An 18,633-nucleotide genomic window follows, 5' to 3' on the forward strand; every position below is an offset into this window, starting at 1 on the left:
CTATCGGCTTAGTTTGGCGCTCGATTTCCTTGAGTACACCCACGCACAGTGCGAAGCCTAGCGTGGGCGTAAACAATTTAAACGCGCGCTTTAAACCAAATAAATCCCATCTTTTTCAATGCGAATTTTGCCTTGTTTCAGCAAACCACCGATGGTTTTTTTATAGGTACCCTTACTGGTACGAAACGCGGCAAAAATCGCCTCTGGAGACGATTTATCGCTTAATGGCAGAAAACCGCCTTTCTTTTCCAAAAGTTCAAGGATTTTCGAACTCAAATCGTCCATTTTGGCCACGCCAACTTTCTGCAAGCTGAGGTCGATTTTGCCATCGGCACGTACTTGTTTGATATACCCTTTGAGCTTTTTGCCAACAAACAGTTTGCCAAACACATCGGATGGGAAAATCATTCCCCAATGCTCACCATTAATAATGGCTTTGAAGCCAAGGTCGCTGCGCTCTGCAATCAGCAAATCCACCGCCTGATTGACCTTGTAGTTGGCTGGCGTGTTATCCAACCACTTATTAAATTTGGTCGTACCAACAATGCGTCCGGATGCTTTATCCGTATAGACGTACACAAGAATAGTTTTGCCTTCGGCCAGACGACCGCGCTGTTCACTAAATGGAATCAAAAGATCTTTACTCTTGATACCCCAATTAACAAACGCGCCTGTGCTATTGACGCCGACTACCTGCATTAATCCCCATTCACCCACTTGGGCAATCGGCGTTTCGGTGGTCGCGACAATTTGGCTATCTGAATCAAAATAAATAAACACATCGACAGATTGTCCTACGTCAAGACCTTCCGGCGCGAGCTTGTAGGGTAATAGGGTCGAGCCATATTCTCCGGCATCTAAAAACACTCCGAACTCCGCTTTGCTTGTCACTTCAAGGCGGTTAATTTGGCCAACTTTAATCATCTCTGGTATCTCGTATTAAATTTGCGGCGATTATACCTAAACTCTGGTATGCTTTCGCTAGATAATTCAACTATTTTAAGGAGTCATTGCTTGGTCACCGTTGATAAACAAGACGGCATTAATTTAAAAATTTCCCATTCGATGACATCCAATAAGAAGTCGACTCTAGATATCTATCTTTTTGTCCCGGGTGAATTGGGACTGTCTGCGGATGTCGTGCAGGAAAACGAATTTTACTATAGCTCGATTACCCAAAAACGCACCTATTACAGTGATCAAACCTTACTGCCTTTGGTTCACAGTCGTCTGGCCAAGCGTGGCCGCCTTTCCTCGACACAATACCGAGTCAGCTTAAGCTTATTTGCCTATCAATATGTGATTGCGCTGGATAAAGCGGTAAGCCAACTTAATAAGCACGAACAAGGACAAGAAGTCAGCGCCGACGAAGTCGACGAAGTTATCGAATTAGCGTTAGACATTCTTAAGCGTTTGAGGCGCAGCATCCCTTATGAAGAAGGGTTAAAACGTTACTACGCGAATATCGATAATTACCTCTCGTGGTATACCGAGCAGCGCTTTTTATCGTTAGTTGCCCACCTACCTCGTGAAGGCGACTATCGCACCATCAAAGAACGTTTGGTGACGATTGTCGAACGTGAAAAAGCCCATCGTAAGCTCAACGATTATAACTCGCAGCACGTACGTGACGACGTCACGCGCATGAGTAATAAAATGCGCTTGTTACGACGCTTGATTGAGCATCCCATTGTACTGAAAGAGAAAACCACGTCTCTTGGCAAGAATGTTAAGCGCGCCGTCAAAGGCATGGCGACCGGTCTGGTGATGGTATTTGTCACCATTACCGCTGTTCTAGCTCGCGATTATTGGGGGGAAATTACCGCCTCATTTATTATTGCGATGTCGTTTGTGTATGCACTGCGGGAAATTTTCAAAGATGACTTACGCGATGTTCTGTGGCGAATGTTTCGCAAAGGCAAACCGAAATGGCGCAAAGTGTATATTGACCCGACGACCAACAAGGCCGTGGGTCAGAAACTGGAATGGCTGGATTATACTTCTCTACTTAAACTGCCCGATCGCATTCAAATGATTCGTAAGAAGCGAGTGGTACAACGCGAAGAAACCATCCTTCACTACAGCTCAGAAACAGAAATGTCGACGTCCAAATTCTTAAGTGGATATGAAGAAACTCGTGAATCGATGATCGTCAATATGCGGGCTATTACTCGATTAATGGATAAGGGCGCCAACAAGGTTTACACCCTAAATAATAACCAAGTCTCCCGTGAATCAGTGGAAAAACGTCACCTGCTTAACTTAATCATTAAAGAAGAAAGTAAGTCGTCAGGCCCTCATTATTATCGCTGGAAGGTTGTCCTCAACCGCAGCAAGATTGTCGCGATCGAGAAAATCCCGCTTCATGATCTGTCTACGAACGACATTTCAACGACAGCGTCAGAGTAAATTCCGCCATCGGTTCGTCGCCATTTAGCGACGGGCAGGTGGCGATAATCGTCACCGCTTGATTGACGCGCTGACCAGTCGCGATGGTTTCTTCTAGCATCTCGTCAATAATATTGCCATCTCGGCAGTGAAAATGAACATCCGCTTCCGGGCGTTTTAAAAACTGTGCATCGACAGCTTTAAATGCCAAAGAGACAGGTTTACTTCTCAGTTTGGCTTTATGCATCGCCAAAAATCCGCCCGCCAAATCGGCACCAATCGCTAGTGCGCCAAAATACATACTGTTGAGGTGATTTTTGGTCTTATGTTTGAGTGGGATTTTTATCTCCACGGCATTGTTATCTAATGCAAGAAGCTTGGGACGGCAGCTCCAAATGAGCGGCACTTTGGAAAACGCAAACCAGTTAAGATAAAAGTTTGCTTTCTGAAGATCAGAGAACATAAAAAAGGCCTAGTCATAAACACACTAGGCCAGTTAACTGTTTTTTTACTTCTATAGCAACAACTTGTTAACAATTGTGCTAACTGAATCAAATAAGGTTACGATGTCACAACCACGTCAAGAGCGCCCTGCTCACTTAGCAGATCCATCAGTTTTGGATAGCCCAGCAATCCACTACTGAGTACCAGCGCAGGTTTAGCGCATTCGCGAGCGGCCGCGATAGTTCCTTTAACCAATTGCAATACCGCATCATTATCGGCATCAAATAGATACTCAAGCAAAGGGCTGTAGCGATCAATACCCAACGTGGTTTGCGCGAGGTTTTCGATATCAACAACCACCCCATCGAAATATGGCAGCAGTTTATCGGCAAGCAATGCTGACGACGGCACATCAACACAATAGGATACTTTCAAGCCATTTTGACCACGAGACAAGCCTTGTTCGGCTAGCAAGTCGATGATTTTTGCCGCATCAGACAGAGTGCGAACAAAAGGCACAACCACTTCCACTTCCACGCCTGTTGCACGAAGTTTTTTCACCACCTCACACTCAAGCGCAAACACTGGCGAATAAGACTCTGTTGCGAATCGAGACACGCCGCGAAGACCTAACGCAGGGTTAATCTCTTCTGGTTCAAACTGGCCACCTAATAGGGTGCGGAACATGTAGCTATCTGAATCACTGAGTGAAACTCGAACGGCTTTATGATTAGCTGTAATAGATTCGGTGATCTTCTCCACCATAGTCGAGACAAAATGCTCAGCTAATGGCTGTGCACCGATAATCGCATCAATCGAGCTTTGATCGATTTCACTGAGCTGAACTTCCGCGCTTTCGTAACCTGGGTGGTAAAAGATATGCTCGGAAATCATATCAGCCAATGAAACATAAATATGTTGTGCGCCGCTGTTTTGCCCATGCGACGGCAGAGCGTCCCCCAATGCTAGCGAAGGATGTAGTGTGTTTGCATTCTCCGTGCTCATCATTGCTCCGTATAAATTATAATAATCAATAGTGTGAACATACCGACAGCCAGCGTGGAACACAAGGCTAAAAATATGTTTAACAACAAAAAGTGAATTTCATTTCACTTTCCCCTCTGACTACAGAGCCAGTTTCACGATAAGTGGTTTATTCCGCAGGCAGTTTCCGTTATCTTTACCGCTTCGAAATAAAAATGACGGCCGATGATATGCCACAGAAAACTGATGAATTAAGAACCCAGGCTTTAGGTCCGATGCCAACGCCCGCAGAGCTTGGTAATACTCACCCGATTACCGATGATGTTGCAGAGCGAATCGCCCATTCTCGTCTGCAAGTCGAAAACATTCTCACCGGTAAAGATTCCAGACTGTTAGTGATTGTCGGCCCATGCTCTGTCCATGATACCGACGCCGCGCTTGATTACGCTCAGCGCCTAGCCAATCTGCAGACGCGTTATAAAGACGAATTATTTATTGTTATGCGCACCTACTTTGAGAAGCCGCGTACAGTGGTAGGTTGGAAAGGCTTAATCACAGATCCAAATCTAGATGGCTCTTACGCACTGGAAAGCGGGCTAAATAAAGCGCGTAAACTGCTGCTCGATGTCAATAAACTGGGCCTTGCCACCGCTACCGAATTTCTCGATATGATCACCGGCCAATACATTGCCGATTTGATCACCTGGGGCGCCATTGGCGCTCGCACCACAGAATCGCAAATTCATCGTGAAATGGCGTCAGCCCTATCATGCCCGGTGGGCTTTAAAAATGGCACCAACGGCAATGTTAAAATCGCCATTGACGCGATTCGAGCCGCCAAAGCGTCGCACTATTTCTATTCCCCAGACAAAAACGGTCGCATGACAGTGTACCGAACCAGCGGGAACCCATTTGGTCACGTAATTTTACGCGGCGGTGACAGTGGCCCAAATTACGATGCCGACTCAGTAGAACACGCTTGTGAGCAGCTCAAGCAATTCGACTTGCCTGCCCGGCTAGTGATCGACTTTAGTCACGCCAACTGTCAAAAACAACATCGTAAACAACTGGATGTTGCCAAAGACATTTGTAAACAAATTCTCTCTGGCAAGAACCAAGTCGCTGGTATTATGGCCGAGAGTTTTATTAAAGAAGGCAACCAATCAATGGAAGACCTTCAAAATCTTGAGTATGGTAAATCCATTACCGACCCTTGTTTGGGTTGGGACGACACCGAAACCATGCTAGAAATGCTGGCAAAAGCCGTAAAACAACGAATGTAATCTTGTAAGGAAAAAACCATGCCTTCATTTGATATTGTTTCTGAAATCGATACTGTCGAACTTCGCAATGCCGTTGAGAACTCAGCGCGTGAACTCACTACTCGATTTGACTTTCGCAATGTCGATGCCACTATCGAAATGCTAAAGGATGAAACCGTAAAACTGAGTGCTGAAGGCGATTTTCAGCTTAAGCAGATACGCGATATTTTGCGTGGACATCTTGCCAAACGCGGTGTCGATGCCGATTCTATGGAATCCAAAGAACCTGAAGCAACAGGAAAAAAATGGCATCAAACTATCGCGTTTAAACAAGGTATTGAAACGGATATGGCGAAGAAGATCGTCAAGCACCTGAAAGAAGCCAAATTGAAAGTCCAAGCGTCAATTCAGGGCGATAAAGTGCGAGTTACCGGTAAGAAGCGTGATGATTTACAAACCGCTATCGCATCGATTCGCCAAGCCGAACTAGGCCAACCCTTCCAGTTTAATAACTTTCGCGATTAACCCACTGTTCATAAACAGTGTCTCGGTTAAAGAAAAATCCCGCTTTCAGCGGGATTTTTTTAGGCTTTGCCAAGGCGAATAAACAGGTCATCGCCGCGCAATAAATGATATTTGGTTGAGTTAGGCGGAATAAACACACATACGCGCAGTTTGTCGCGGCGCACGTCTTCCAAAAACGCAGCTAACTCTATTTCGCTTATGAACCCTTCACGCTCAGCATCACGGCGTACCAAATCCACAAAGCCAAAAGGGCAAAATTGTTCATGAAAAATTTTCTCGGCGCGCTGCATCAAACGCAGTGCTTTCAATGGTAAAAGCTCTACGTCCTCACCGTATTCGATCCAGGTAATCGATGCCTTATCTTCGACTTCTGCATAGAGCATTTCTTGATAAAGCGTTTCAAACTGTTGGCGAGTTTTACAATGCTCAATATCCGGATGGTCGAAAAAGCGCTCCCAAAATTTTCTTCTATCATCAACCGAAGGTAGCACGCGCTTAATATCGTTACGTTTAGACGCCGCATACTCCGCTTGATAACCTAAGTTCTGAGCAAACATCGACTCAAGTTGTTCACGGATATTACGCACTAAAACCGGCGATGCACCACCACTCGAAATGGCGAGCTGTATTCGACCGCGGTTAACCATTGCAGGAGTGATAAAGTCACAAAAAGGTTGATCATCCACAACATTAACAAGGATTCGAGCTTTCTTAGCATCAGCATAAACTTGATGATTGAGCTCGGGATTATTGGTCGTCGCCCAAACTTGCACATATTCTGCTCGTATGTGTTCACTTGAATAAAAATTCTGTATCCAGACACATTTATCTTGTTCTACAAGACGCTGCAAATACGGTTCAATATTCGGTGAAATAATCGTCACTTGTGCACCTGCACGTAGCAAGCTATCGATCTTTCGACAAGCCACCTCCCCACCGCCAACAACGAGGACTGCTCTGTTAGATAAGTCTAAAAATAGAGGAAAATACTGCATTTCATTCCTTGAATATGTTAATTGACCAACAAAACCATACTACCAAAAATAGTGCAAAGACATCACCCCTAGCGGCTCTTAGAATAATTTCCTATCGAATTTATAACTATTATTAGAATTTTATATCGCCAAGCCAAAATCTTATCGATCGTTAACGCTAATGGAATGAATAAAGTTTTCAAAATCATCCTGTTGCACCATTATTGAGAGGTTCTGCACTATTTACATTCAGCTTACATTTCGTCATTCTTGTCAGTAAAGGGATTGCACTACAAAATAAAAATCTTTTCAAATGATACATTTGAGAAATAGCAAAACCCTTTCTAAACTTATAAATAGTTGATTTTTATAGATTGTGAAGTCAATCAAATTTTCAACTCAAAACAACAAAACACAACATCAATAAGTACGCAATTCCAAGTTTTACTTGGTTTAACATGGATCATACAGGAAGGATACACATGGCAAATAAACTAACACTTATTGCTTCAGTCATAGCCGCTTCTACTGCATTAGTTGCAAATACTGCATCAGCAGCAGACAGCACGTTAGACAAAGTAACAAAACAAGGATACTTAACTTGTGGCGTAAGTACTGGTCTACCAGGCTTCTCTAACCCAAACTCTAAAGGTGAATGGGAAGGGATCGACGTAGAATACTGTCAAGCTCTTGCAGCGGCAGTTCTAGGCGATAAGACAAAAGTCAAATATGTTCCTCTAACGGCAAAAGAACGTTTTACTGCACTTCAGTCTGGCGAAATCGATGTCTTGTCTCGTAACACAACTTGGACACTACAACGTGACGCCGCGCTAGGTCTTAACTTCGTAGGTGTAAACTACTACGATGGCCAAGGATTTATGGTTAAGAAAGATCTAGGCATCAAGAGTGCAAAAGAACTGGATGGCGCATCTGTTTGTGTTCAATCTGGTACCACAACAGAATTGAACTTAGCAGACTACTTCCGTAACAACGGTATGTCTTACAAGCCAGTCGTATTTGATACTTCAGCACAAACATCTAAAGGTTTTGACGCAGGTCGTTGTGACGTGCTAACTACTGACCAATCTGGTCTTTACGCACTTCGGCTAAACCTACAAAACCCAGATTCAGCAATGGTACTACCAGAAATCATTTCTAAAGAGCCGCTAGGTCCAGTGGTTCGTCAAGGCGACGACCAATGGTTCAACGTAGCAAAATGGACTCTATTTGCGATGGTTAACGCAGAAGAGTACGGCATCACATCGAAAAACGCTGATGAAATGCTGAAATCTAAAGATCCAAACGTTACTCGTATCCTAGGTGTTGACGGTCCTAAAGGCCAAGGTCTAGGTATTCGTGACGACTGGGGTTACCAAATCATCAAGCAAGTGGGCAACTACGGTGAGAGCTTCGAGCGCACTGTTGGTAAAGGCTCTCCGCTTCAAATCTCTCGTGGTGTAAACGCATTGTGGAATGAAGGCGGCTTTATGTACGCGCCACCAATCCGCTAATTAGTGCATTTACCTACAAAAAAGTAATCTATGGGCGGTGTCGAACATGCACCGCCCTTATGCATACATTGGATTTGAGGTTATAGCTGTATGAAACCTACTAATACTGCTGCGTCTGGGTCTGCTAAGTCACCGACTTCCAACGCTAGCCTTTTATACAATCCCACATTTCGATCTGTTGCTTTCCAAATTATTGCGTTAGCAGCTTTGATCTTCTTCTTCTACACCGCTGTAGATAACGCCCTTAATAACCTAGAAGCTCGCGGCATCGCGACCGGTTTCGACTTTCTAGACAAAAAAGCGGGTTTTGGGATTGGCCTGTCTTTAATTGACTACAACGAAACTTATACTTACGGACGAACTTTCGTGGTCGGCTTACTCAACACCGCGTTGGTCTCTTTCCTCGGTATTATCTTTGCTACCGTTCTCGGATTTACTATTGGTATTGCTCGTCTATCCTCTAACTGGTTGGTCAGCCGTGCAGCCGCTGTTTATATCGAGATTTTCCGTAACATTCCGCTGCTGCTCCAAATTCTATTTTGGTATTTCGCCGTGCTGCAAACGCTTCCGTCGCCAAGACAGAGCATGAGCATTGGTGATTCGGTATTCTTGAACGTTCGCGGTCTGTTTTTGCCTTCGCCAGTGTTTGAATCTGGCAGTGGTATCGTCGGTGCAGCCTTTGTATTCGGCGTGATTGCAACCTTAGTTGTCAGCATCTGGGCCAAAAACAAACAAAAACTGACGGGCCAGCAAACCCCAATGGGACGTATTGTCCTTGGACTTTGTATCGGTTTACCTTTGGTTGTGTACTTCCTTGCAGGTTCCCCCATTCACGCCGACTATCCAGAGCTTAAAGGCTTTAACTTCCGCGGCGGCTTTGCGATCATTCCAGAATTAGCAGCGCTACTGCTTGCGCTGAGCGTCTATACCGCTGCGTTTATTGCTGAAATCGTCCGTTCGGGCATTAACGCCGTCAGCCACGGACAAACTGAAGCGGCAATGTCGCTAGGTTTACCTCGTTCAAAAACGCTGAAATTGGTCGTTATTCCTCAAGCACTGCGAATCATTATTCCACCGCTGACCAGCCAATATCTGAACTTGACCAAAAACTCATCGCTGGCGATGGCGATTGGTTATCCAGATCTAGTCTCCGTTTTTGCAGGTACAACCCTCAACCAGGTAGGCCAATCAATAGAAATCATTGCGATGACAATGGGCGTTTACCTTGCACTAAGCTTGTTTACCTCAGCATTGATGAACCTATACAACCGTAAAGTTGCGTTGGTGGAGAGATAAGATGAAACACGAATTTCAACCTGATCTGCCACCACCAGCAAACACTGTTGGCTTTGTTGGGTGGCTAAGAAAAAACTTGTTTAACAGCCCGCTAAACTCAATTGTTACGGTGATTCTGGCTTATTTGGCATTTTCAGCGATTTGGTCAGTGTTTAACTGGGCAATTTTGGATGCTGATTGGGTCGGCACCACTCGTGATGCATGTACCAGTGATGGCGCGTGTTGGGTATTTATCAGCGTGCGCTGGGAACAGTTCATGTACGGTTTCTACCCAGAAGCGGAACTGTGGCGCCCTCGCCTATTTTACGCAACACTGGCAATTTTTGTTGCGCTGCTCGCTTACGAGAAAACCCCTAAGCGCACTTGGATCTGGCTATTCTTCGTCAATATTTATCCGTTTTTGATTGCAGCATTGCTGTATGGCGGTGTATTTGGCTTGGAAGTGGTTGAGACTCACCGCTGGGGCGGATTGCTCGTCACGCTAGTCATTGCGTTAGTCGGTATCGTGGTGTCACTGCCTATCGGTGTGATTTTGGCACTGGGCCGTCGCTCCGATATGCCAGTCATTCGCAGTCTTTGTACTGTGTACATCGAAGTTTGGCGTGGCGTTCCACTGATTACAGTATTGTTTATGGCATCGGTGATGCTACCGCTGTTCCTTTCTGAAGGGTCAGACATCAATAAATTGCTTCGTGCGTTAATTGGTGTGGTGATGTTCTCGGCCGCTTACATGGCGGAAGTGATTCGCGGCGGTCTACAAGCGATTCCAAAAGGACAATATGAAGCAGCCGATGCTCTAGGGCTAAGCTACTGGAAGAAAATCGGCCTGATTATTCTTCCTCAAGCACTGAAAATTACGATTCCTTCGATCGTAAATACCTTCATCGGCTTATTTAAAGATACCAGTCTGGTACTCATCATCGGGATGTTTGATGTATTAGGTATTGGTCAATCTGCGAACACGGATCCAGATTGGCTTGGTTTTGCCACTGAAAGTTACGTATTTGTCGCGTTGGTGTTCTGGATATTCTGTTTTGGCATGTCGAGATATTCGATTTGGCTCGAGCATAAACTCCACACCGGTCACAAACGATAATTTTAAAGATCAAGGACATATATTATGACTACGCAACAAGATGCTATGATCCAGATTAAAGACATGAACAAGTGGTACGGTGAGTTCCACGTTCTAAAAAACATCAACTTAAACGTTAAAAAAGGCGAAAAGATCGTTATCTGTGGCCCTTCTGGCTCAGGTAAGTCGACGATGATTCGCTGCATCAACCGCCTTGAAGAGCACCAAAAAGGCCAAATCATTGTATCCGGCACAGAACTGACCGAAGATTTGAAAAACATCGAAGCAGTGCGAAAAGAAGTTGGTATGTGTTTCCAACACTTCAACCTTTTCCCTCATTTGACGGTATTACAAAACTGCACGCTCGCACCAATTTGGGTTAAGAAAATGCCTAAAGAAGAAGCAGAAGCGTTAGCGATGAAATACCTAGAGCGTGTTAAAATCCCAGATCAAGCGGATAAATACCCTGGTCAATTGTCTGGTGGTCAGCAGCAACGTGTGGCGATCGCCCGCTCATTGTGTATGAACCCTCAAGTGATGCTGTTTGATGAACCGACATCCGCACTGGACCCAGAAATGGTGCGCGAAGTATTGGACGTGATGGTCGAACTCGCCGAAGAAGGCATGACCATGTTGTGTGTCACCCATGAAATGGGCTTTGCTAAAGAAGTGGCAGACCGCGTTATTTTCATGGATGCTGGCGAAATTATCGAAGAAAACAACCCAATCGATTTCTTTGAAAATCCGCAATCAGACCGCACACAGAACTTCTTGGCTCAGATACTTCACCATTAAAATCAGGCTTTTCTGTAATTTAAAAGAGGCGTTTATCGCCTCTTTTTTTTTGTTATATTGTGTTACATTCTAATCAATACTTAAGCCTTTATTTCCATTATTATTTTCATAAGTTCTATACAATAAAGGGCTTGAAATTTTGAACTTTCAAGCCCATATATGTACATATAAGTAAAACACTCCGATGAGGAAGATTATGAACAGTCCTATGTATACTCGCACTTCTACCCAAGACAGTGCGTTACAAACGAACAAGGTGCTACGCAATACTTATGCACTGCTTTCGATGACGTTGGTTTGGTCAGCAGTAGTGGCTGGCATCTCAATGGCAATGAACCTACCTCGCCCAGGAATTATTATTATGCTGGTGGGCTTTTACGGTCTGCTGTTCCTGACTGAGAAAAACCGCAACAACGGTCTTGGTTTGGTATTTACCTTCCTGTTTACCGGTTTCCTTGGCTACACGCTAGGTCCAATCCTTAACATGTATGTTGGCGCTGGTATGGGCGATGTGGTCGTTACTGCTCTAGGTGGTACCGCCTTGGCATTTATGGGCGCTTCAGCTTACGCGCTTACCACTAAACGTGACCTTTCTTTCCTAGGTGGCGTGTTGATGGCGGGCTTTGTGGTACTGCTTGTCGGTATGGTTGCAAACATCTTCTTGCAAATGCCAATGCTGTATCTTGCAATGAGTGGCTTGTTCATCCTGTTCTCTGTAGGTGCGATTCTTCTGACCACACAGCAAATTGTGCGTGGCGGTGAAACCAACTACATCTCAGCCACCATTACTTTATATGTATCAATCTACAACTTGTTCATCAGCCTACTAAGCATTCTTGGCGTAATGAACGACGACTAATTGGTTGCTCGAACATAAAAAGCCCGTCTTAAAGACGGGCTTTTTTTATCACTAAAATATTGACCCAAGCGCTGGCTTCGCTACTCTATAGCCAATTTTGCACAGCAGTCGGAATACAAAGCAATGTTTGAGTACAAAGGCAAATCCATTGAAACAGATAAACAAGGTTATTTGCTCGATTATACCCAATGGGAAGAAGGCATGATTGAGACCCTTGCCACGCAAGAAGGCATTGAGCTCACTCCCGCACACCTTGAAGTCGTTTTGTTTGTGCGCCATTTCTATGAAGAGTTCAACACCTCGCCCGCAATTCGTATGTTGGTAAAGGCGATGGAAAAAGAACATGGTCCAGAGAAAGGCAACAGCAAATACCTGTTTAAACTCTTTCGCCAAGGGCCTGCCAAACAAGCGACCAAATTAGCTGGGCTACCAAAACCGGCTAAATGCCTATAACCCAGCTGTCTTCAAATTACAGTATTTCAAAACCGTCAAAACGCGTGGGAGTCAATGACTCACGCACCACATTCTCTACCCACGCATTTCTTGGTCCGGTTTTTATCCATTCAGCAAACAGTTCGACATTTTTGGGGTCACCACTGACCACCACTTCCACATCACCGTTATTGAGGTTTTTTGCATAACCAACTAAGCCAAATTTTAAGCCTTGATGACAAGTTTGATAGCGAAAACCAACGCCTTGCACCAACCCTGACACTTGAAACTTTTCACTTTTAATATCCATATTATGTTCCTAGTAAACTTTCTTTCTCGCTCCTCACATTGGTAGACAACACAACACTCATTTAGTGCCCAGTTTCATATGTTGCCTTTCGGTATTTTATTTGCTTTTCCCTCTTCATTCCTCGACAATGTTCCCCCTTTTTAAACTCGACCTGTTGAAGCAATGACTCCTGCTATTTATCTAGTCAAAGGACGTGAGAAATCTTTACGTCGCAAGCATCCATGGATCTTCTCTCGCGGCATCCAAAAAATCCAAGGCGAACCACAACTTGGTGAAACGATTGACGTTTTTACTCATGACGGTCAATGGTTAGCCAAAGCCGCCTACTCACCTCATTCTCAAATCCGTGCTCGAGTATGGAGTTTTGAAGCGCAAGAGATCAATCAAGCCTTTTTTGAGCAACGTATCCAAGATGCGCTCATCCTTAGACAAGATATTATCCAGCGTGACGGTCTTACCGGTTTTCGACTGATTGCGGCTGAATCCGATGCTCTACCTGGCATCACTATCGACAAATATCAAAATTACTTAGTTTGCCAACTGCTCAGCGCAGGTGCAGAGTATCAAAAGACGAACTTAGTTAACGCTCTTACAGCCATTTTCCCAGATTGCCATATTTACGAACGCTCAGATGTGGCGGTACGTAAAAAAGAAGGCCTAGAAGAATCGGTTGGCGTGTTGCATGGTGACGTTCCACCAGCTTCCGTCGTAATTGAAGAAAACGGCGTTAAAATTAGCGTAGATATCGTAAATGGCCATAAAACTGGTTTCTACCTTGACCAACGCGACAGTCGCCAACAATCGATGAAATACGTCAAAGATAAAGAAGTCCTTAACTGCTTCTCATACACTGGCGGGTTTGGGCTTTACGCACTTAAAGGCGGTGCAAAACGGGTTATCAATGCCGATGTTTCTCAACCAGCATTAGATACTGCCAAGCACAATGCCGAGCTCAACCAGTTTGATATTTCTAAAAAACGCGCGGTATTTTTGAACGCTGATGTGTTTAAACTGCTGCGTGAGTATCGCGATCAAGGCACCAAATTTGATGTGGTTATCATGGACCCGCCAAAATTTGCCGAGTCTAAAGCTCAACTGAACGGCGCCTGCCGCGGATATAAAGACATCAACATGTTAGCCATGCAGATCCTAAAACCAGGCGGCACATTACTGACCTACTCGTGCTCTGGCTTAATGGACCAAGTGCTTTTTCAAAAAATTATTGCTGATGCTGCGCTTGATGCTGGACGAAGCGTCAAGTTTGTCGAGCGTTTTGAACAAGCTGCCGATCACCCAACCGATACCGCCTATCCGGAAGGTTTTTATTTAAAAGGCTTTGCGTGTAAAGTTTTATAGCGCGATAATCTAAAACAATATGACACAAGAGATCTCAAACATGAGTAAATTAACTGCCGATCTTCAAGCGAATCTTGATCTGTTTATCCAAGAAACCAAACAAACTGAACTGGTTTGGGGTATGCGTAACGAAGAAGGTTGGCTATGCTGTGATTCGACTGAATTCGAAAACAGCGAAGTCATGCCGTTTTGGTCATCAAAAGAAGAAGCCAAACTGCACAACGTTGAAGAATGGGCGGATTTTGAAGTACTGGAAATTCCACTCGACATTTTTGTTGAAGATTGGCTGATTACCCTTGATGAAGACGGCGTTCTTATCGGCACCAACTGGAACAATGAATTGCAAGGTAAAGAAGTTGAGCCATCTGATTTGGCCAAAATGTACTTAGACTAATCGCCTTATTTAGGACGGTTCAAAATTTAAAAAAAGCTGAGCGCTCGGCTTTTTTGTTACTTTATCAGCGCTCAGTTTAGTTAGCACAAATAAAGCGGCATAGAACGCCGCTTGCAGACTTCAGTCGAAATCGGATTATGCCGATTTCTGCTTAGCGGTTAACTGCGCCATCACTGCCTCGCGATTATCAAGATAATCATTTAACCCGGCGCGGCGTAAATCGCACGACGGGCAATCTCCACAACCGTCCCCAATCACGCCGTTATAGCATGTCAATGTGTGATTACGAACCAAATCAAGCGCTTGGTATTGATCTGCCAATGCCCATGTTTGCGCCTTGTTTAACCACATCAGCGGCGTTTTGATCTCTAGCTCGCGGTCCATACCTTGTACAAGAGCGCGATTCATCGCTTTGACAAACTCATCACGACAATCCGGATAACCCGAAAAATCGGTTTCACACACACCGGTAATCACCGTCTGCGCGCCAATTTGATAGGCGTAAATGCCTGCGAGAGTTAAAAACAGAATATTACGCCCGGGAACAAACGAATTTGGCAGGCCATTTTCTTGTAATTCATGAGAGACAGGAATGTCATCACGGGTCAAAGAGCTTATCGCCAACTCGTTAAGCAATCCGACATCCATGACCTTATGTGCTTTGACACCAAGCTGCTTGGCGAGCTGCTCAGCCACTTCAATTTCCAATTTATGGCGCTGCCCATAGTCAAACGTGATTGCGTGCACTTCGTCGTACTCTTGCATCGCCTGCACTAAACAGGTGGTAGAGTCTTGACCACCGCTAAAAACGACCACTGCCTTTTTCATTATTTTCCTTCCTAAGCAATACTTAAATACTTATGGGTTTGCACCGACAAGCGCCAATTACGTTCAATACACGTATCAATGCACAATTGTGTTGCGCGTGGCTTCTGACTGATCGGCTGCAATGCAATCACGGTATTTGGCGCAATATTGGCGCCCGCAAGTAACACATCTAACTGGTCGATGTCTTTTTGAGTCCCCACCGGATGCTTAATTTCATTGGCACGCTCAAGTGCACTATTGAGCACAGGCAGCTTACCTTTCATGGCCACTTTTGGTGACACTGTCACCCAAGTTTTTGCAGACACCAACACTTCGCTGGTACCACTGGTTTCAATTTGGCACTGGCAGCCAAGATGTTCAAATGCCGCCGTTAACGGGCGTAAATCGTAAATGCAAGGTTCACCGCCGGTAATCACTATGTGTTTGGCGTGATAACCTTGCTGTTGATACTGCGCCACAATCTCCTCGGCACTCATTGCACACCAAGTTGGAGAATCTTGGGTTTTGACAATGATTTGCTCAAAAGTACGCTCGTCTTCCGGCTCCGCTGTCCAAGTTTGTTTGGTGTCACACCAAGCGCACCCAACTGGGCAGACTTGTAAGCGCACAAACACAGAAGGTACGCCAGTAAAGGTACCTTCGCCTTGGATGGTTTCAAACATCTCGTTAATTTTGTACAAGGGCTACTTCGCTAAATTGGTCTGGATCACATTTCTGGAACGAGACCTTAATAGAGACAACCAATAAGATCAACTCATTCATCAATTGATCAAAATGCTCAGCTAATCTAATCTGCTGTTTTGTTCTCTAATTTAAGGTAAGACATGTACAAATTAATCGCGCTCGATATGGATGGCACATTACTTCGCTCAGACAAAACCATCTCGCCAAGAACGAAAAAAGCCATTGCTCAAGCACGTGCGCAAGGCGTGACCGTCGTATTAGCGTCAGGTCGCCCGCTTGAAGGTATCGTCGATAAGCTTGCCGAATTGGACATTCACGGCGAGAACGAATTCGTCGCATGCTTTAATGGTTCTATTATTCGTGAACTCGGAGATAACCGCGTAGTACATCGCGGAATCATCGACGGCGCCGCCGCAAAACGCGTGGCAAAGTTAGCTCAAACGCTGGGTTTAGAGTGTCATGCTTTTAGTGAAGAGCTGGGACTGATTGCACCGCGTAACAGCACTTATACCGAACACGAAGCGCAGATTAATAATATCTCAATGACGATTGTCGATTTCAATCAATTGGCCGATGACCACCCGATCATTAAAGTGATGATCATTGGTGAACCCGACAAACTGAGTGCGGCGATTGGCGATATTCCAAACGAATTTGAGCAAGACTTTACCATTTTGCAAAGTGCGCCCTTCTTCCTTGAGTTCTTAAACCCTGTAAGTAACAAAGGTGCAGGCATCGCCGCGATCGCTGAAAAACTTGGCATTAGCGCCAGCGAAGTGATTTGCATGGGCGATGCGGAAAATGACCATCATATGTTGGAATACGCAGGGCTTGGCGTTGCAATGGCGAATGCCATGCCAGAAACCAAACGAATCGCCGATCTGATTACTGACAGTAACGATGACGACGGCGTGGCTAAAGTCATTGAACAATACGTATTGAACCAATAGGTGTTGAACCAATAGGTTGTTAGCGCTATCGCTGTACGCAAATCGTTAACGCAGCCAACGCATGCAAAAAAGCCCCAATTACTATCTATACAATCAATATATAAATAATTGGGGCTTTTCAGACAATGAGATTTTCGCTAGTGGGTTTTATGGGTTCGCTGAGCGGAGACATTAAACACCAGCAGTAACAGAGGAAAACGCAGCGTTTGCGCAGCCAGTGACATCAAACTGCTGGTTGAAACCAACGTCGCCGAGAACGACACCACTTCATTGACAAACAGCAGCAATAAAATCACAAACACCATTTCACGGAAACTAATATAATCGCTGCTCTCTTTGCCAGTCCAAATGATGCCACAAGCCGTCACTAAGGTCGCCAGCAACATAGTAAATACGGGCGTTTGGAAAATCAGCGTCAGCACAGCGGCAACGATGGCCAACAATCCCCACGAAGTTCGTGAGCAAATCAGTTTTTCAAGGTCAACACCGGGTTTATCTTCCAAGCGAATGATGTGCCAAGCGGTCAAAATACCAAACACACTGCCCACCAGCATGTCGACAATAAACTCAGAGCCACTATAGAAATTAGCCAGCATAATGCCCATCAGCGCCAAGACAAAGCCGCCAAAATAACGATTCAACGACAAACGTTCGAACGCATTCAGCACCAGAATCCCAACGCTGGACCATAGCGCCAACGCCAAGCTTGGCATGCTGTAGCCATCGGAATGCGACAGTTCAATCGCCGGAATATAAACATGCGGTCTTGGCAGCGCGAAAGTTTGCCGCGCGACAATGCACACCAGCGAGGTAATCGCCACCAGATAAAACACCCGATAAGCAAAGTGCAACCCAAACTTCCAATACAACAACGGAAAAAGCAGCAGCAGAACCACTGGATTGGATAGCTGGTTTACCCACCAAGCCAATTTATTTACGGCGATAACAAGACTATCCGGCAACGAATTGACCGCCCGCTGCAGGTTCATTATCCAGTTAAGTTCGATTTGATTTGCCACAGGTGCAGCAACCACTAAATTGCCAACGTAGCTTGCCGGCTGGTCGTCCGCTTCGGCAAATAGTTGTTTAACGGTCTGCCATTGGTCTGGGTAGCGATACAGCGCCGCATCCAGCGCCTCTGGTTCTATCAACATCGCCGAAGACACTTCTACACCGTAGTGAGGCGCAAACCACACGGGTAGCTCATGCCCGTCCAGCACGTTATTCAGCTCATAGGCGATAACGTCAGACTCCGAGGCGCATTCAAAAAAATAAGCCCGTTCGGTTTTACCAAGTAACTTCTTTACTTTGACCGCAAGCCCGGTCTCTTCCCAAGTTTCGCGCTGCGCGGCCAACTCTGGCGTTTCACCTCGCGCAATTTTACCGCCAGGAAGCGACATCTTACGCGTCAAGGATTCATGAATCAGGACAATTTTGTGATCAGCTCTGACAATACATAACGCCCCTTTAGGCTCCAGAACTTGATTGGTATCTGTCGCCATCGAAGGGAACGCAACCGAGAATATTCCCAATACAAACATCAGATAGGAAAAAAATACGTGCATT

Annotated in this window: 20 protein-coding genes; 12 read left to right on the forward strand and 8 right to left on the reverse strand. The window is 45.2% G+C overall.

Annotated elements, in window-relative coordinates; genetic code table 11:
- Positions 1–90: 90 nt before the first annotated feature.
- Positions 91–924, reverse strand: coding sequence for a CvfB family protein (locus BLS03_RS05995; protein ID WP_093270827.1), 834 nt, complete (start codon positions 922–924; stop codon positions 91–93).
- A 90-nt stretch (positions 925–1,014) separates the two neighbouring features.
- Here BLS03_RS05995 and BLS03_RS06000 point away from each other — a divergent pair, with 90 nt between their 5' ends.
- Positions 1,015–2,409, forward strand: coding sequence for a hypothetical protein (locus tag BLS03_RS06000; protein ID WP_093270829.1), 1,395 nt, complete (start codon positions 1,015–1,017; stop codon positions 2,407–2,409).
- Here the strand turns inward: BLS03_RS06000 and BLS03_RS06005 are convergent.
- Together BLS03_RS06005 and BLS03_RS06010 are read right to left on the reverse strand one after the other, a co-directional pair.
- Positions 2,375–2,851 carry a PaaI family thioesterase gene (locus tag BLS03_RS06005; protein ID WP_093270832.1) on the reverse strand — a complete coding sequence of 159 codons (477 nt, stop codon included), beginning with the start codon at positions 2,849–2,851 and terminating at the stop codon, positions 2,375–2,377. The genes BLS03_RS06000 and BLS03_RS06005 overlap by 35 nt on opposite strands.
- 98 nt (positions 2,852–2,949) lie before the next feature.
- Positions 2,950–3,837, reverse strand: coding sequence for a putative PEP-binding protein (locus tag BLS03_RS06010; protein WP_093270835.1), 888 nt, complete (start codon positions 3,835–3,837; stop codon positions 2,950–2,952).
- A gap of 209 nt (positions 3,838–4,046) precedes the next feature.
- Between BLS03_RS06010 and BLS03_RS06015 the strand changes: the two genes are divergently transcribed.
- Positions 4,047–5,099: a 3-deoxy-7-phosphoheptulonate synthase gene (locus BLS03_RS06015; protein WP_093271111.1), complete on the forward strand. Its 1,053-nt coding sequence runs from the start codon at positions 4,047–4,049 to the stop codon at positions 5,097–5,099.
- An 18-nt stretch (positions 5,100–5,117) separates the two neighbouring features.
- Positions 5,118–5,603: a YajQ family cyclic di-GMP-binding protein gene (locus tag BLS03_RS06020; RefSeq protein WP_093270837.1), complete on the forward strand. Its 486-nt coding sequence runs from the start codon at positions 5,118–5,120 to the stop codon at positions 5,601–5,603.
- A 59-nt stretch (positions 5,604–5,662) separates the two neighbouring features.
- Here the strand turns inward: BLS03_RS06020 and BLS03_RS06025 are convergent, their stop codons facing one another.
- A complete protein-coding gene (locus BLS03_RS06025) occupies positions 5,663–6,598 on the reverse strand; it encodes a precorrin-2 dehydrogenase/sirohydrochlorin ferrochelatase family protein (RefSeq protein WP_093270840.1) in 936 nt (311 codons plus the stop codon).
- A 461-nt stretch (positions 6,599–7,059) separates the two neighbouring features.
- On the opposite strand from BLS03_RS06025, the gene BLS03_RS06030 reads away from it, so the two are divergent.
- The 6 genes from BLS03_RS06030 (at position 7,060) to BLS03_RS06055 (ending at position 12,566) form a co-directional block, all read left to right on the forward strand.
- The gene (locus BLS03_RS06030) at positions 7,060–8,088 is read left to right on the forward strand and encodes an amino acid ABC transporter substrate-binding protein (RefSeq protein ID WP_093270843.1); all 1,029 of its coding nucleotides are present in this window, start codon (positions 7,060–7,062) and stop codon (positions 8,086–8,088) included.
- 90 nt (positions 8,089–8,178) lie between these two features.
- Positions 8,179–9,384: an amino acid ABC transporter permease gene (locus BLS03_RS06035; protein WP_093270846.1), complete on the forward strand. Its 1,206-nt coding sequence runs from the start codon at positions 8,179–8,181 to the stop codon at positions 9,382–9,384.
- Position 9,385: 1 nt separating this feature from the next.
- Positions 9,386–10,480 carry an amino acid ABC transporter permease gene (locus BLS03_RS06040; protein WP_093270849.1) on the forward strand — a complete coding sequence of 365 codons (1,095 nt, stop codon included), beginning with the start codon at positions 9,386–9,388 and terminating at the stop codon, positions 10,478–10,480.
- Between the two features lie 24 nt (positions 10,481–10,504).
- Positions 10,505–11,254, forward strand: coding sequence for an amino acid ABC transporter ATP-binding protein (locus tag BLS03_RS06045; RefSeq protein ID WP_093270851.1), 750 nt, complete (start codon positions 10,505–10,507; stop codon positions 11,252–11,254).
- A 196-nt stretch (positions 11,255–11,450) separates the two neighbouring features.
- Complete coding sequence (locus tag BLS03_RS06050; RefSeq protein ID WP_093270854.1) at positions 11,451–12,113, forward strand: Bax inhibitor-1/YccA family protein; 663 nt, start codon at positions 11,451–11,453, stop codon at positions 12,111–12,113.
- Positions 12,114–12,236: 123 nt separating this feature from the next.
- Positions 12,237–12,566, forward strand: coding sequence for a TusE/DsrC/DsvC family sulfur relay protein (locus BLS03_RS06055; protein WP_093270857.1), 330 nt, complete (start codon positions 12,237–12,239; stop codon positions 12,564–12,566).
- 16 nt (positions 12,567–12,582) lie between these two features.
- Here the strand turns inward: BLS03_RS06055 and yccX are convergent, their stop codons facing one another.
- Positions 12,583–12,855, reverse strand: coding sequence for an acylphosphatase (yccX, locus tag BLS03_RS06060; protein WP_093270860.1), 273 nt, complete (start codon positions 12,853–12,855; stop codon positions 12,583–12,585).
- Between the two features lie 162 nt (positions 12,856–13,017).
- Here yccX and BLS03_RS06065 point away from each other — a divergent pair, with 162 nt between their 5' ends.
- Positions 13,018–14,211, forward strand: a complete 1,194-nt coding sequence (locus tag BLS03_RS06065; protein WP_093270862.1) for a class I SAM-dependent methyltransferase — start codon at positions 13,018–13,020, stop codon at positions 14,209–14,211.
- Between the two features lie 40 nt (positions 14,212–14,251).
- Positions 14,252–14,605, forward strand: coding sequence for a DUF2750 domain-containing protein (locus tag BLS03_RS06070; protein ID WP_093270865.1), 354 nt, complete (start codon positions 14,252–14,254; stop codon positions 14,603–14,605).
- A 135-nt stretch (positions 14,606–14,740) separates the two neighbouring features.
- Here the strand turns inward: BLS03_RS06070 and queC are convergent, their stop codons facing one another.
- Together queC and queE are read right to left on the reverse strand one after the other, a co-directional pair.
- Positions 14,741–15,433, reverse strand: coding sequence for a 7-cyano-7-deazaguanine synthase QueC (queC, locus tag BLS03_RS06075; protein ID WP_093270867.1), 693 nt, complete (start codon positions 15,431–15,433; stop codon positions 14,741–14,743).
- A gap of 11 nt (positions 15,434–15,444) precedes the next feature.
- A complete protein-coding gene (gene queE / locus BLS03_RS06080; protein WP_176765535.1) occupies positions 15,445–16,095 on the reverse strand; it encodes a 7-carboxy-7-deazaguanine synthase QueE in 651 nt (216 codons plus the stop codon).
- Positions 16,096–16,257: 162 nt separating this feature from the next.
- Here queE and BLS03_RS06085 point away from each other — a divergent pair, with 162 nt between their 5' ends.
- Entirely contained in the window at positions 16,258–17,067 is an 810-nt protein-coding gene (locus tag BLS03_RS06085; RefSeq protein ID WP_093270873.1) for a Cof-type HAD-IIB family hydrolase, read from the forward strand.
- A 137-nt stretch (positions 17,068–17,204) separates the two neighbouring features.
- Here the strand turns inward: BLS03_RS06085 and BLS03_RS06090 are convergent, their stop codons facing one another.
- Positions 17,205–18,632, reverse strand: a complete 1,428-nt coding sequence (locus BLS03_RS06090) for a bifunctional NUDIX hydrolase/phosphatase PAP2 family protein (protein ID WP_093270875.1) — start codon at positions 18,630–18,632, stop codon at positions 17,205–17,207.
- Between the last annotated feature and the right edge of the window lies 1 nt (position 18,633).

This window comes from Vibrio xiamenensis (genome assembly GCF_900100015.1).
In the GTDB taxonomy this organism is placed as follows: domain Bacteria; phylum Pseudomonadota; class Gammaproteobacteria; order Enterobacterales; family Vibrionaceae; genus Vibrio; species Vibrio xiamenensis.